Here is a 12,499-nt window from a genome sequence, read left to right as displayed (position 1 = left end):
ACTCCTATATAACCACCATTTAGTCCGGCTATAAAGAGCCATGAAGTTTAGTCGTCGGATAAAGCCACCTTAAACGGCGAAACGCTTTCTCCCAGCCGCAGTTGCTGGCGAATGGCCAGCATGATGCTGTCCAGCTTTTCGATGTCACGCAGGCTTGCCTTTTCCACGGCTGAAGTCTCCAGAATTTTATGGATGCCGCCGTTTTTGATCACAATTCGTTTATTGGCGCTCAAGGCCAGCAAGGGATCATGCGTGGAAATCAAAACTATTTTTTCGTTCTCCGTCAACAGGCTGATAGCTTGCTTCCGGTCGATGCCGGCGTTTTCGATTTCGTCAATCAGAACAATGGGTGAAGAACTCATATAGGCCGTGTCGGCGATCATCAGCGCCCGTGATTGCCCGCCTGAAAGCTGGGTCACTTTGGTATCCATAGTGAATTTTTCACCGGCCAGTTCGTTGGCGCAGCTAAAACATTGTTCTATTACCTGCCCGGCGTTATCACAGAGACGGCTTTTGGCATGTATCGCCAGAAAATCCGCAACATTTAGGTCCATAACGAAATTCATATTCTGCGACAATTGCGCCACCATTTTATTCCCCATATCAAATCGTTCCTCGTCAGATAACGCGTGACCATTGATCAATATTTGACGTTTGGTCGGAGTATCACACTGCGCCAGACATTCAATATCTCCCAGCAGGCAGCTTTTGCCCGAACCGGTCGGCCCCACAATGCTAACCACTTCACCGGCCGCAATCGTCAGGCTCGCCGTCTCGGCCTCTCCCGCTTTATTCCGGCCGCCAATGATGGTAATATGCCGTATTTTCTCCCGTTCTTCCCGGCGGTTCACGAGGGTTGCCATGAATTTGACCAATTCTTCGGTTAGGCTGACTTCATCAATACCAAACTCAGCCAAGTGCTCTGCCGGCATCTTTTCCAAAGCCCGGGCTAGCGTAAGCTTATCCTCTAAGGTCTGCAAATTGTAATTTATAAAAAAGTCCTGTACGACCGGATAGTTGCTGATGATTTCAGCTATCGGCCTATGCGTTACGAACTCTCTGATTTTTGCATTTTGCACTATGCGTTCACCTTAAATTCCATCTTTTTCATCATTCCCATCTGGTACGCTTCACCGACCCGGGTTTCCCCGGTACAGTAGGCGCACACCGAAGAAGGCATCGAAAAACGCAGCCGCCTGTTTCTCAGAGTAGTAATGTCGGCGGCGTTTAAAACATGCTTGCTTAAGAGGAATGCGCCCTGACCGGTAATGCCGTTCACAAAGAGAATGCGGGCGCCCGGATTGACCTGCTGCACGTTGAACATAAACACTTCCCGTTCGGCCTGCGAAACGATATCCCCTTTGGTAATCAGAACAATATCGGCCAGTTTAAGCATAGGGCCGATTTTGCGGGGAGTATTAATGCCGGAAAGGTTGTCAATAACGCATATAGCCAAAATTCCCTGAACATGGGGCGAACACCGGTTGCAGAGACCGGCGCTTTCACTGATCAGTACATCCAATCCGGTCTGCTGCCCCCACTCCACGGCATCTTCAATATTACTGATAAAAAAATGATCAGGACAAAACTTGCCGGAAAACCCCACCTGAACTTTTACGCCGTACTCCTGATAGCGTACTTGATCAAACGAAGTCAGGCAGTCAAACTTTACAACCCCGACCTCTTGACCGCTTTCTCTAAGGCAATCAATCAGCCTAAGGATAACTGAGGTTTTGCCGGCAGAAGGCGCTCCTGACACGGTAATTAGTTTCATGGGCTTCTCCTCCAAACTTGGTTACCTAGCGGCCATATCTTTGCCTGCTGGATTAACCGCAATCGCAATCCTGTGTATTCCGTTTCGCCGGATACCGTCCATCAGTTCCACTACCCGCCCGTGTTCGACGCTGCTGTCGGCGTTAATAATGACTGAAATTTGTTTATCATTCTGGCTCCGGCCCACCAGCCACCGGACGGCTTCCGCCGCACTTCCCGCCTCATCCCTGTCACAAAACACTCTGCCGTCTCTGGTTACCGTCAGCGTGAATACCTGCTGGGGCTTGTCCTGCACACCGGCCGCATGTGGTAAATTCACAGGCAGTGTATACTGATTGGTCATGGTCAAAGTGGCCAGCATAAAGAATACCAGCAAAAAGAACATGGTATCAATCATGGGAATTATTTCAATACGCGCTTTTTTGGCGGGTTTTCGTGGTATTTTCATGGGCGTTGCTCCCTGACCGGTAAGATTAGCGCCAACTCAAGCCGGGTGGCGTAATATTCAATGGTCTCAGTTTCACGTTCGATACGGGCCACAAAATAGTTGTAAGGAATTAGCGCTATAACCGCCACGGTTATTCCGGCTGCGGTGGCAATCAGCGCCTCGGCGACTCCGCCGGTAACGGCGTGCGGCTGGCTCATCCCGGATAATGCCATAATCTGAAAGGAATCAATCATGCCGATAATTGTACCCAACAGCCCCAGGAGCGGTGACAGGGTGATGACAGTATCCAATACAGGCAACCCTCGCCGCATTGCCGCCACTTCATTCACACCTGCCGCTTCCATAGCTTTGGAAGGCTGCTGATGATTGACTATTCCGGCGGCCAGAACGCGAATTAGCGGCGAAACGGACTTTTCCGCCAAAACGGCCGCCTCATCGCGGCGTTTATTGCCGACCATTTCCAGTATGATTTCGGCCTGTTGTGTTGCCTTGATACGCCGGAAGAAGATAACCCGCTCAATAATGACAGCTATTGCTGTAACAGAGCAAACAGCGAGGGGCAACAGCATCCAGCCGCCTTTTAACAGTTCTTCCATAGAATCATCTCTCTTTCTGCTTGAAGGGATATTATTGAATGCAGCTTATTCAGCCTCGTCAAGGCGAAACCGGACTCTAACATCGTGAAGACTGGCAACAGGCACGCCGCCTTTTTTCGCCGGAGAGTAACGCCACTTTTTTACTGCCTGTACGGCAGCCTCATCCAGGCTGTCATAGCCGCTGCTCTCTTTTACTGTCGCCGTCGCGACAGTCCCATCGGTATTGATAAACGCACGTAATACTACCACACCTTCCCAGCCGGCTTTTCGGGCACTCTGCGGGTAGACTGGTTTGGAACCATAAAGATAGGCGGGAGGTGTTTTGCTGCCGCCGGCAGAATTATCCGCCTCGCCGCTGCCTGAACCAGATTGCCTGCCGGCCTGTTCACCAGCGGCAGCTTGTGCAACTACGGCAACATCGGCAGAATTGGCATTAGCCACAGAAACATCATTGGTTTCTCCCGGTATGGCTGTAGGAAGAAATTCAGTGCGGGATACCACAGGCGCCCAATTGGGAGCCTGTCGTTTAGTCTGAACCGGCGGCGATAGCTCTGACGGCGCGGGAGACGCCTTTTCCTGTGCTGCAACTGTTTCAACCGCAGCAGCAGGAATAATATCAACTTCAACGGCAGTAATTTCCGGCGCTTTATCAGCTGGTTCAGGCGTTCCCAACATGAGCAGGCAAATAATCAGGATACCATGAAGTAGAATGGAAATTCCGGTTGGCTTAGCGTATGGATATTTGCTGCGATACTCCTGTCTGGTCTCCAATAAAGGTCACACCTTCTTGCTTTAATCTGACTACAGCCAGGCGTCTTGTTACACCGCCTTATTTTTGCACCTCATCCATAATTTTACTTATGTTTTTTTAATATTAATACAAAACACAACACAGGTCAACAAAAACATAGCATGTATATTGTTTTCATCTATTTATGTTTGTTTATGTTTGAAAAGTGTTGTTTTTGAAATATGAAAACAACAAGAATCCTTGCAAATAAATCAATTTATTTGCAAGGATTTTTGTTGCTCCGCTAGATCCATCAGTCAAAAACTTATTGCAAAATCATTTTTGGCGGTTTATAATACCAACAAAGTTAATTTATGTTAGCTTATGTTTATTGCAGTTTAAATTCATATATCTATAATAAGTCAGGAGGATCCGAATTATGAAAATCACAAATTTCTGTGAGAAACTTCCTGTCGATCCTTCACCGGTTCAAAACCTTCTCACGCAGGGAGTTGTTTATGAACTGGTTGCCCTTGCCGTTAAAGAAGGCGTGTTTACTGCTCTGACTAAGGAAAAGACGGCTGACGTGCTGGCAGCCGAGCTTGGCTGGGATGCAATGCTGGCTGAGCTTATGCTCAAGGTTTTGGTGCAAGGGGGCTATCTGACTTGTTGCCAGGACAATTACCGGGTAATCCAAGCAGTCGAGCAATTTCTCCAACCCGGAACTCCTTTTTGCCTGGCCGATTCACTACTCCCCGAATTCCCGGCCGGTTCTTTTGCGTACAGACTGCGGCAAGCTCTTGTCAATCATGACTCATTCCCCGGCGGCCACGTTAATTTCGCTAACCCGACGAAGCGCTTGAGCGGCATCGGCGCCCGCGCCTTGACAAGCCAGTTTGTTCAAACTACCGTTCAGGCAGTATCGCTTGCGCAAAAAACTAAGTTACTGGATTTGGGCGGAGGCCACGGCTACTACAGTATTGCGTTTGCGCAAAAATATCCGCAGCTTGCTGTCACTGTGTTTGATGTTCCTGAGATTGCGGCGATGGCCAGTGCTTCGATTCAGGAATATGGACTTAGTTCACGCATTCGCACCCAACCGGGTAATTTTCTGGACGAAGATATCGGTTCAGGGTATGATGCGGTTCTGTGTTCACTTGTACTGTCCCCTCCGACTCTTGGCACCGTTTTGCCAAAGGTTTATCAGGCTTTGGCGCCGCAAGGCTTGCTGATTGTGCGTACTCATATCAGCGATGCGCCCCCTTCCCTTACCGGCAGTATTAACCGCCTGTTTTGCGCCCTTAACGGCCACCGGGTAATGCATCCAATTTCAGATTGGCAGGCTTGGCTGCTTGAATACGGCTTTCAGGATGTACAGACGGTTAGCGTCATGGAGACGGTGGTTGTATTAACGGCAATTCGCAAGTAGTAAATCACCGGAGGATATTGATGATGAAAAAATCAGTTTTTGTCCTGAGCCTGTTAGTCTTGCTGCTCTTTCTTACCGCTTGCGGCAAGCCGGCCGTTACCCAGTCTGTTTCAGAAAAACCGGCGGCAACGGAGACCATTGTTATAACAGACCAGCTTGGCCGGCAGGTGGAAATCCCCCGTCATGTTCAACGAATAGCTGCTTTGGACCATTTTGAAGGCTATATTGTCTTTGCGCTCGGCCAACAGGATAAATTGGTTCACCAGGCTCTGTACAATAAGTTAGGTCAGGCCATGGTCAAAACCGACCCGGATTTTCGCGCCAAGCCGCAGCTGCGGCAAAATCAGAAAACAATTACAACCGAGTCATTGGCGGCTTTAAGCCCGCAGATTGTGTTTATCAACACCTCTTTTGACAAAAGGCAGCTGACGCAGTTTGAAAGCGCCGGCCTGAAAGTAATCGCCCTGAAAGGTGAAACTCTGGCCGATAGTTATGCGGCCGTTTCCCTGGTGGCCAAAGTGCTGAACTGCGAAGAGCGGGGCAAAGAGTATATCGCCGCCTGTGACAGATGGCTCCAGCTTGTCAAAGAACGGATAAGCTCCATACCTGACGGCCAACGCCCCAAAGTTTTGTTCTCCGGACCGCGGGATATATTTTCCGTCGCGACCCGGGACATGCTTCAGACTTCCATGATTGAAGCAGCAGGCGGCGTCAATGCGGCCGCCGAACTGGCAGGCTACTGGGTTACCGTGTCCCCTGAGCAGATCGCCGCCTGGAATCCTGATGTAATTTTTCTGGGTTCCACCCTTGATGCCTATACTCCCGACACCTTATACGCCAACCCGCATTTCGCCGGCGTCAAAGCAGTGCAAAACAAACGGGTTTATTCTTTCCCCTCCAATATCGGCTGGTGGGACTATCCCGCTCCCAGCCATGTCCTGGGAACGGTATGGGCCGCCAAAGCTCTGTATCCGGACAAATTCAACGATATCGACATGCTAAAAATGGCTGACGATTTCTACCGGCAATTTCTTGGCCGTTCTTTCACGGAACTGGGCGGAAAGCTGTAGAACGGCATGAATGGAAAAATTTTTATAATACTTTTTGTTATATTTTTAGTTGTTTTAATGTTTTCTTTAGGCAGCGGCCGCTATGCAATTCAGCCTGCGGAAGTTGCTGCTATAATTTTGTCCTATACCGGTTTAACAGGAATTTTACCACCGGTACCACCGGAAAAGCACCAGATTTTCATGAATATTCGCCTGCCGCGTATTCTCCTGAGTATTGTCATTGGCGGCGGTATATCCATTGCCGGCGCTGTATTTCAGGGAGTGTTCCGCAATCCGCTGGCGGCCCCCGACATTCTGGGGGTTAAGTTCGGCGCTGCGTTTGGCGCGGCTCTGGGTATCGTGTTTTTTACACAGTCTTCAGTCGGCATTTACAGCCTTGCCTTCGTTTTTGCTCTCGTTGCCGTTCTTTCCGCCTACCTGCTGGCTCGCTACAGCTACGACCCTTCGGCAACAGTTCTTGTTATCGCCGGCATTGTCGTTTCCGCCATTTTTCAGGCCGGCCTGTCAGTCCTCTTATATTTAGCAGATCCGTATGACAAGCTGGCGCAAATCACCTTTTGGCTAATGGGCAGTTTTCATACCATCTCCTGGTCTAAAATTCCCTTTACACTGCTTTCCATTGTCGCGTCCTCCCTGCTTATCTGCCTGTTTAGCTGGCGCCTGAATATTATGACGCTAGGCGATGAGGAGGCTCAGTCCTTGGGCATCCCTGTTTTCCGCTGGCGCCTGCTCTATATCTCCTTAAGCACTTTGATCGCCGCATCGGCGGTTGCTGTAGTCGGCGTAATCCAATGGGTCAGTCTGATTGTACCTCATATCGCCCGCCGGCTGACCGGCGCGGAACACCGGCTGCTTATACCTGTGACCGGTATTTTAGGCGGCATATTTATGCTGCTGATGGATACTTTAGCCCGCTCGTTGCTAGTGGCGGAAATTCCGATTAGTATCCTTACCTCGGTATTAGGTGCACCTTTTTTAGCCTATCTGCTTTTACGGCACAACAGGGGGTAAACATGTCAAATGACTGTTCAGATTGAGAACGTTACGGCCGGATATGGCAAAGTGACTATCCTTAAAGACATTAGCATCAAAATTCCCAGTGGTCAGATTTGCGCCCTGCTCGGTCCCAACGGTTCTGGCAAAACCACCCTGATGCGCTGTATCAACGCTCTTCTAAAACCTTGCCACGGGCAAATCCTGATTGCCGGACAGAACATTGCCCAGATGTCCAGAAGCCGGATTGCCAGAGCGGTTGGCGTAGTTCCCCAATCCAGCCAGACTGCGTTTCCCTTTTCCGTCATCGAAATGGTGCTCATGGGCGGCGTCTCCCGCTTCAAAACCTGGTCGGCCCCCGGTGCGCAGGACAAGCGCAAAGCCAGACTTGTGTGCGCTGAAGCCGGCATCGGCCATCTGGCCGATAAAAGTTATCATGAGCTGTCAGGCGGTCAGCAACAGCTCGTTATGCTGGCCCGGGCCCTGTTTCAGGAAACACCTGTTCTGCTTCTGGATGAGCCTACATCGCATCTTGACTTTTACAACCAGCACAAAATGATGAACCTGGTGCGGGATACGATAAAACGCAAGAACGCAACGGCGCTTATCACGCTGCACGATCCTAATCTTGTCATGAGTTACTGCGACTCGGCCGCACTGCTTAAAGAGGGACGGCTCATCGCCTCCGGGCCGGTAAAAACAGTTCTCACGGACACCAATCTCCAGACAGCCTTTGGTGACAATATACAAATTGACATCACCAGTCGCGGCATGTATGTGGTTGTCCCCAAGCAGCCGGATTACAGACCTGCTAAAGAACCCACGGCTTGCGCCGAGCTTTAGATAAAGCTTAAAACCTATGGTTGCCCTTATACGAAAGGAAATTCATACTTTCCTTCACTACAAAAAAAACAGCGTGGACTGCCTGCGGGACGCAGACAGCCTACGCTGTTTTTTATTTACCGGTTAAGGTTGCTGATAACTGTCAGCGGCGGATACTTTTCCTTATTCCTTCCGTAATAACCGTGCAGAATTCAGCACCACCAGAATTGCCCCGACATTATGTACAATTGCCGCTAATACTGGCCCTACCAGGCCATAGGCCGCAAGAATAATCGCCGCAAAATTTATTACGTTGGCCACAAGGATATTCTGCCAGATAGTATGAATGGCTTTGCGGCTTTTCCTGATAAGCTCGGGAACTTTTTTCAGGTCGTCGGACAATAAAACAACATCAGCCGCCTCAACAGCTATGTCGGTGCCAGAGTAACCCATAGCAATGCCGATGTCGGCTTTGGCCAAGGCCGGGGCGTCATTGATGCCGTCGCCAATCATTGCCACTTTGGTTCCTAGCCGCTGATAGGCTTCAACATATTTTACCTTGTCGGCAGGCATCAGATCACCGTGCACATGGGAAACATTAACCTGCGAACCGACAGCCTGGCCAACTGCTGATGAATCTCCGGTCAGCAGTACTATTTTCATGATTTTTTCAGCATAGAGCGCCGCAATAGTATCTTTTGAGCCTTCACGAATGGGATCATGTATGGTCAGTATGCCGATAATGACTGCGTCAGCCGCGACGAATACAACGGTCCCGCCAGCTTTCTGGTTTTCAAGACAGTACGCCTGCTGCTCCGGAGTAAGTTCCAGCTTTTCGTTTTCCATTAAAGATAAATTACCCAGTAAGTAACGGTGGCCATCCTTTTCTGCAACGATGCCTTGCCCGATCACAGGCTCCCAGTATGCCGGCTCAACCAAGGCAATATTCTCCTTCTCCGCCGCCTGCAGGATGGCTTTTGCCAGGTGGTGCTCCGAGCGTTTCTCTATCCCTGCCGCAATGGCCAGCAGTTCTTTTATTTGCCAGCCGTTATAGCAGCGTATATCTTTTAACGATGGTTTTCCTAATGTAATCGTTCCTGTTTTATCAAATAACACCGTATCCAGCGTGCCTATTTTTTCTAATATCTCACCGCCTTTGATCAGAATTCCGCGCCGGGCTGCAGCCCCGATGGCGGCCGCTACCGCCGTAGGTGTACTTAACAGCATGGCGCAGGGACAAAACACAATCAGGATGGTTACACCCCTTACGATATCGCCTGTCACGAAATAAACCAGCAGCGCAATGGCCAAACTCAGAGGAATGAACCAGTTTGCCCACCGGTCAATGATGCGCGCACTGGGAGCCTTGCTCATTTGCGCTTCTTTAACCATTTTAATGATATGCCCCAGCGCAGTATCCTGGCCGACCTTGGTCGCGATGAATTCGATACTCCCCATGGTGACAATCGTGCCGCCAAAAACGCTATCGCCATTACGGCGCTCAACCGGAATGGACTCACCGGTTATGGTAGCCTGGTCAACCGTGGCAAAACCTGCTGCAACCGTTCCGTCTACCGGAATCTTCTCCCCTGGCTTTACTAATAATCTGTCGCCTGGCTGTACAGCTTCGGCGCTAATCTCCCGTTCGCTCCCAGCCTCTATAATTCGGGCTTTTAGCGGAGCAAGTTCTGCCAATTTCTTAAGCGCAGTGTTTGATTTTTCGAGCGTAATATGTTCTAAGAGTTCACCAATTGTCATAATCAGAGCAACTTCAGCCGCCGCAAAATATTCACCGATAGCAACAGAGGCAATGATTGCAATACTAACCAGTAAACCTACCTTGGTATCCCCACGGGTATAAATGGCCTTAGCCGCTTCTTTGATAATAGGCACACCGCCAATGATAGCAGCAATAAGAGCTGTATCCACGCCAAAAATTGTTGGCAGCCATTCAAACCAATAGCCAACTATGAGCAAGGCTGTGCTTATGATCACTATGTAGTCTTGTAAATGGCCACCTTCACCGTGTTCATGCCCGTCGAAAGGTATTGGTTCTGCTGCACCTTGCCGTTCCAGGCAATCTGTCTTTTTGTGTATTAGAACTTTCTCCTCATTCGCCATGGTTAAAAGGCCTCCGTATTAATCTTTTTAAGTAATTTTAACAATTCTTCGGTTTCCTCATTTGACAGTACGGAAGCGATCTGCTCGGTTAGATTGTGATGATACTGGTGATGCTCGGCAAATGCCGCCTGGCCTTTTTCTGTTAAAGTAATTAAATGAACCCTCCGGTCTTCTTTGATAGATTCACGCCTGGCGTATTCTTTTTTCTCAAGCCTGTCAACTGTCACGGTCGTCGTACCTGTTGTCACTCCCAAGTATTGAGCGAGGTTCTTCATATTCATTTGGCCATACCGTCCCAGCACTTCAATTGCGTGGGCTTCCGAAACAGATAAATCGCTTGTTTTTATGACTGAGTTTTCCCATGAAGAAAAGCCATTAAAAAAAGTGAACAATTCATGCGTCAATTCATCCAGCGAATGCATACTGTCAACTCCTTTGATTTTAAAATAGTATCATTATATTAATGTTTGAAATTCAAACTAATTATAGATCACAAATCCGCTTTTGTCAATTTTTTCATGTACTTACTATTTCTCGTTTTTGTTCTATATAAAAAAAATATGTAAATTTTATCCATATATTGTAGCACCCGGGAGGATTTAATGGTAATTTGTAAAATTCAATATATCAGGAACTTAATACAGGGAGAGGTTTTATTGAAGCGAATTAGCTTACTTCCCAAAAGCATCATAACCAGAGTGTATTTATTAATTACCATAATCATAACAGTCCCCATGATATTTTTTTCAATATATTGGGCAAATGAAACAAAACATATTTTATTACTTGAAAAAGAAAAGCAGCTTTTCACAATTGCCAATTTATTAATAACACGGTTTCCCGACTCATTTGATGAGATAATTGAAAAACATGATGCCCTTCACTTATCGGACGACGAAAAGAGGCTTCTCATAAATAGCATATTGCAGCCAATTGTTGCTGAGGTATCAGCCGGTTGGCCGGATTATTATATGGGATACTATTCGTGTAATCTGGGCAGAGTAGCTTTGGCCCCCACCACAGAGTTATTTGGGCAGAAAAAAATCGCTCCGGGTGTGCTAAAAGCATATCAGTCCAGACATCCCGAAGTTTTCATACTTGAAGATGCTGTTACACGCAATGGGGGATCTGTCTTAACCATCATTTTCCCCCTCTTGGACAATGGAGAAATTACCGGACATATTTGGGTCAATTCTAATCTTCAAGAAATCTTTATATTATACTATCGCCAACTATCAGAAAGATTTTTATTATCGCTGCTAATATGGCTTTGTTTAATGTTGCTGGCACGTTACTTTTTCTATCAGTTGCGTATATCTTTTATGCAAATATTATTATCCGGCAAAGAAAATCCCGAGCAGCTGACGCAGTTTAAGGTACTTATACCGGTTGCAGACGCTTTCTTTTCACTTCAGAAAAGAGAGCGGGAATTGGAAGAATTAAAAAGCAATTTGGAAATACTTGTGGACAAAAAAGTGACAGAATTGACAAAAACCAAACAGCAGCTGGCAGACGTAATAGAAAGCATAAGCGATGGCTTTTATACCTTAGACAGCAATTGGAATTTTACATATGCCAATAAAGCCTTTGAGCAAATGCTGGGAATTGACAGGGAAAACTTACTGGGCACCCAACCCGGAGATTATTGTCCGCCAAACCCAGCTATCAAAGAAGTGTTTAGCAAGGCCATGAAGGAGAGACTTCCCCAGCAATGGGAAGGTTATTCACAAAAATACAATAAGTGGATCGGCCTGACCATTTATCCCAATAATGCTGATGGCGGCCTAACCGTATATTGCAAGGACATAGACCAAAGAAAAAAAGCGGAGCAAGAACTTGCCCGGCTGGATATGCTTAATCTTATCGGGCAAATAGCCGCCGGAATTTCCCACGAAATACGTAATCCTATGACAACAGTTAAAGGATTCTTGCAAAGCATGCAAAAAAAATCCAGGAATGAAAAGGAGATTGAAATATTTCAATTAATGATAGATGAACTTGACAGGGCAAATGGAATAATTACGGAATTTCTCAGTGCGGCTAAAATAAAGAAAACTGAAAAAAAGCTTAATACGCTCGCTAGCATCTTATTCTCAATCAAACCTCTCATCGATGCAAATATCCTCGAAGAAGGCCATAATATCCGCTATGAAGTTGAGCCAGAACAAGTCCAGCTCCAAGTAGATGAAAAAGAAATCAAACAGCTTATTCTCAATCTAGTGCGAAACGGTGTTGAAGCCATGGAAAGCAAAGGATTACTCACTATTGCTATTCACCCAGGCTCTAGCGGAACTACGTTGCTTGTATCCGATCGGGGAAAAGGTATTCCTGCTGAAATCTTAGATAAGATAGGCACCCCTTTTTTTACGACCAAAGAAAGCGGCACCGGGTTAGGGCTAAGTACCTGTTACGGGATAGCGTCCAGACACAACGCAATAATTAACTGCGCCACCAGTCCACAGGGAACTACTTTCTCAATTTATTTCAACTATCCTCAATACTAATTTACGGTTAAGC

General features: G+C 47.5%; 12 protein-coding genes. 5 read left to right on the top strand and 7 right to left on the bottom strand.

The annotated features are described in order from the left end of the window. Window positions 1-47: 47 nt before the first annotated feature. From SATMO3_RS13805 to SATMO3_RS13785, 5 genes are read right to left on the bottom strand one after another with little or no spacing between them, the layout of a single operon-like run. Entirely contained in the window at window positions 48-1,079 is a 1,032-nt protein-coding gene (locus SATMO3_RS13805) for an ATP-binding cassette domain-containing protein (protein WP_371381345.1), read from the bottom strand. Beyond that, window positions 1,079-1,774 carry a GTP-binding protein gene (locus SATMO3_RS13800; RefSeq protein WP_371381344.1) on the bottom strand — a complete coding sequence of 232 codons (696 nt, stop codon included), beginning with the start codon at window positions 1,772-1,774 and terminating at the stop codon, window positions 1,079-1,081. Before SATMO3_RS13800 ends, SATMO3_RS13805 begins: the two co-directional genes overlap by 1 nt. 21 nt (window positions 1,775-1,795) lie before the next feature. Further along, window positions 1,796-2,221, bottom strand: coding sequence for an ExbD/TolR family protein (locus tag SATMO3_RS13795; protein WP_371381343.1), 426 nt, complete (start codon window positions 2,219-2,221; stop codon window positions 1,796-1,798). After that, window positions 2,218-2,817: a MotA/TolQ/ExbB proton channel family protein gene (locus tag SATMO3_RS13790; protein ID WP_371381342.1), complete on the bottom strand. Its 600-nt coding sequence runs from the start codon at window positions 2,815-2,817 to the stop codon at window positions 2,218-2,220. The genes SATMO3_RS13795 and SATMO3_RS13790 overlap by 4 nt, the downstream gene beginning before the upstream one ends. A gap of 45 nt (window positions 2,818-2,862) precedes the next feature. Further along, window positions 2,863-3,588 carry a TonB family protein gene (locus SATMO3_RS13785; RefSeq protein WP_371381341.1) on the bottom strand — a complete coding sequence of 242 codons (726 nt, stop codon included), beginning with the start codon at window positions 3,586-3,588 and terminating at the stop codon, window positions 2,863-2,865. A gap of 398 nt (window positions 3,589-3,986) precedes the next feature. Here SATMO3_RS13785 and SATMO3_RS13780 point away from each other — a divergent pair, with 398 nt between their 5' ends. From SATMO3_RS13780 to SATMO3_RS13765, 4 genes are read left to right on the top strand one after another with little or no spacing between them, the layout of a single operon-like run. After that, the gene (locus SATMO3_RS13780; protein WP_371381340.1) at window positions 3,987-4,976 is read left to right on the top strand and encodes a trans-aconitate 2-methyltransferase; all 990 of its coding nucleotides are present in this window, start codon (window positions 3,987-3,989) and stop codon (window positions 4,974-4,976) included. Between the two features lie 20 nt (window positions 4,977-4,996). Beyond that, window positions 4,997-6,046 (top strand): ABC transporter substrate-binding protein, encoded by a 1,050-nt coding sequence (locus SATMO3_RS13775; protein ID WP_371381339.1) that lies wholly within the window; start codon window positions 4,997-4,999, stop codon window positions 6,044-6,046. 6 nt (window positions 6,047-6,052) lie between these two features. Then, entirely contained in the window at window positions 6,053-7,057 is a 1,005-nt protein-coding gene (locus SATMO3_RS13770) for a FecCD family ABC transporter permease (protein WP_371381338.1), read from the top strand. A 9-nt stretch (window positions 7,058-7,066) separates the two neighbouring features. Continuing rightward, window positions 7,067-7,882, top strand: coding sequence for an ABC transporter ATP-binding protein (locus tag SATMO3_RS13765; protein WP_371381337.1), 816 nt, complete (start codon window positions 7,067-7,069; stop codon window positions 7,880-7,882). A 162-nt stretch (window positions 7,883-8,044) separates the two neighbouring features. Here the strand turns inward: SATMO3_RS13765 and SATMO3_RS13760 are convergent, their stop codons facing one another. Together SATMO3_RS13760 and SATMO3_RS13755 are read right to left on the bottom strand one after the other, a co-directional pair. Further along, entirely contained in the window at window positions 8,045-9,982 is a 1,938-nt protein-coding gene (locus SATMO3_RS13760; protein WP_371381336.1) for a heavy metal translocating P-type ATPase, read from the bottom strand. A gap of 2 nt (window positions 9,983-9,984) precedes the next feature. Next, window positions 9,985-10,404 (bottom strand): MarR family winged helix-turn-helix transcriptional regulator, encoded by a 420-nt coding sequence (locus SATMO3_RS13755; RefSeq protein ID WP_371381335.1) that lies wholly within the window; start codon window positions 10,402-10,404, stop codon window positions 9,985-9,987. Between the two features lie 234 nt (window positions 10,405-10,638). Here SATMO3_RS13755 and SATMO3_RS13750 point away from each other — a divergent pair, with 234 nt between their 5' ends. Further along, the gene (locus SATMO3_RS13750; protein WP_371381334.1) at window positions 10,639-12,486 is read left to right on the top strand and encodes a nitrogen regulation protein NR(II); all 1,848 of its coding nucleotides are present in this window, start codon (window positions 10,639-10,641) and stop codon (window positions 12,484-12,486) included. The last annotated feature ends 13 nt before the right edge of the window (window positions 12,487-12,499 follow it).

Origin of the sequence: Sporomusa aerivorans, assembly GCF_041428895.1 — a bacterium.
In the GTDB taxonomy this organism is placed as follows: domain Bacteria; phylum Bacillota; class Negativicutes; order Sporomusales; family Sporomusaceae; genus Sporomusa; species Sporomusa aerivorans.
Note: the sequence above shows the minus strand (reverse complement) of the source record. Positions and strands in the feature narration are given on the sequence as shown.

What these genes read in the sequence shown, in the direction of transcription:
- SATMO3_RS13800 (WP_371381344.1), bottom strand. Translation starts at nt 1,774, where the DNA reads ATGAAACTAATTACCGTGTCAGGAGCGCCTTCTGCCGGCAAAACCTCA.
- SATMO3_RS13795 (WP_371381343.1), bottom strand. Translation starts at nt 2,221, where the DNA reads ATGAAAATACCACGAAAACCCGCCAAAAAAGCGCGTATTGAAATAATT.
- SATMO3_RS13790 (WP_371381342.1), bottom strand. Translation starts at nt 2,817, where the DNA reads ATGGAAGAACTGTTAAAAGGCGGCTGGATGCTGTTGCCCCTCGCTGTT.
- SATMO3_RS13780 (WP_371381340.1), top strand. Translation starts at nt 3,987, where the DNA reads ATGAAAATCACAAATTTCTGTGAGAAACTTCCTGTCGATCCTTCACCG.
- SATMO3_RS13775 (WP_371381339.1), top strand. Translation starts at nt 4,997, where the DNA reads ATGATGAAAAAATCAGTTTTTGTCCTGAGCCTGTTAGTCTTGCTGCTC.
- SATMO3_RS13770 (WP_371381338.1), top strand. Translation starts at nt 6,053, where the DNA reads ATGAATGGAAAAATTTTTATAATACTTTTTGTTATATTTTTAGTTGTT.
- SATMO3_RS13765 (WP_371381337.1), top strand. Translation starts at nt 7,067, where the DNA reads ATGACTGTTCAGATTGAGAACGTTACGGCCGGATATGGCAAAGTGACT.
- SATMO3_RS13760 (WP_371381336.1), bottom strand. Translation starts at nt 9,982, where the DNA reads ATGGCGAATGAGGAGAAAGTTCTAATACACAAAAAGACAGATTGCCTG.
- SATMO3_RS13755 (WP_371381335.1), bottom strand. Translation starts at nt 10,404, where the DNA reads ATGCATTCGCTGGATGAATTGACGCATGAATTGTTCACTTTTTTTAAT.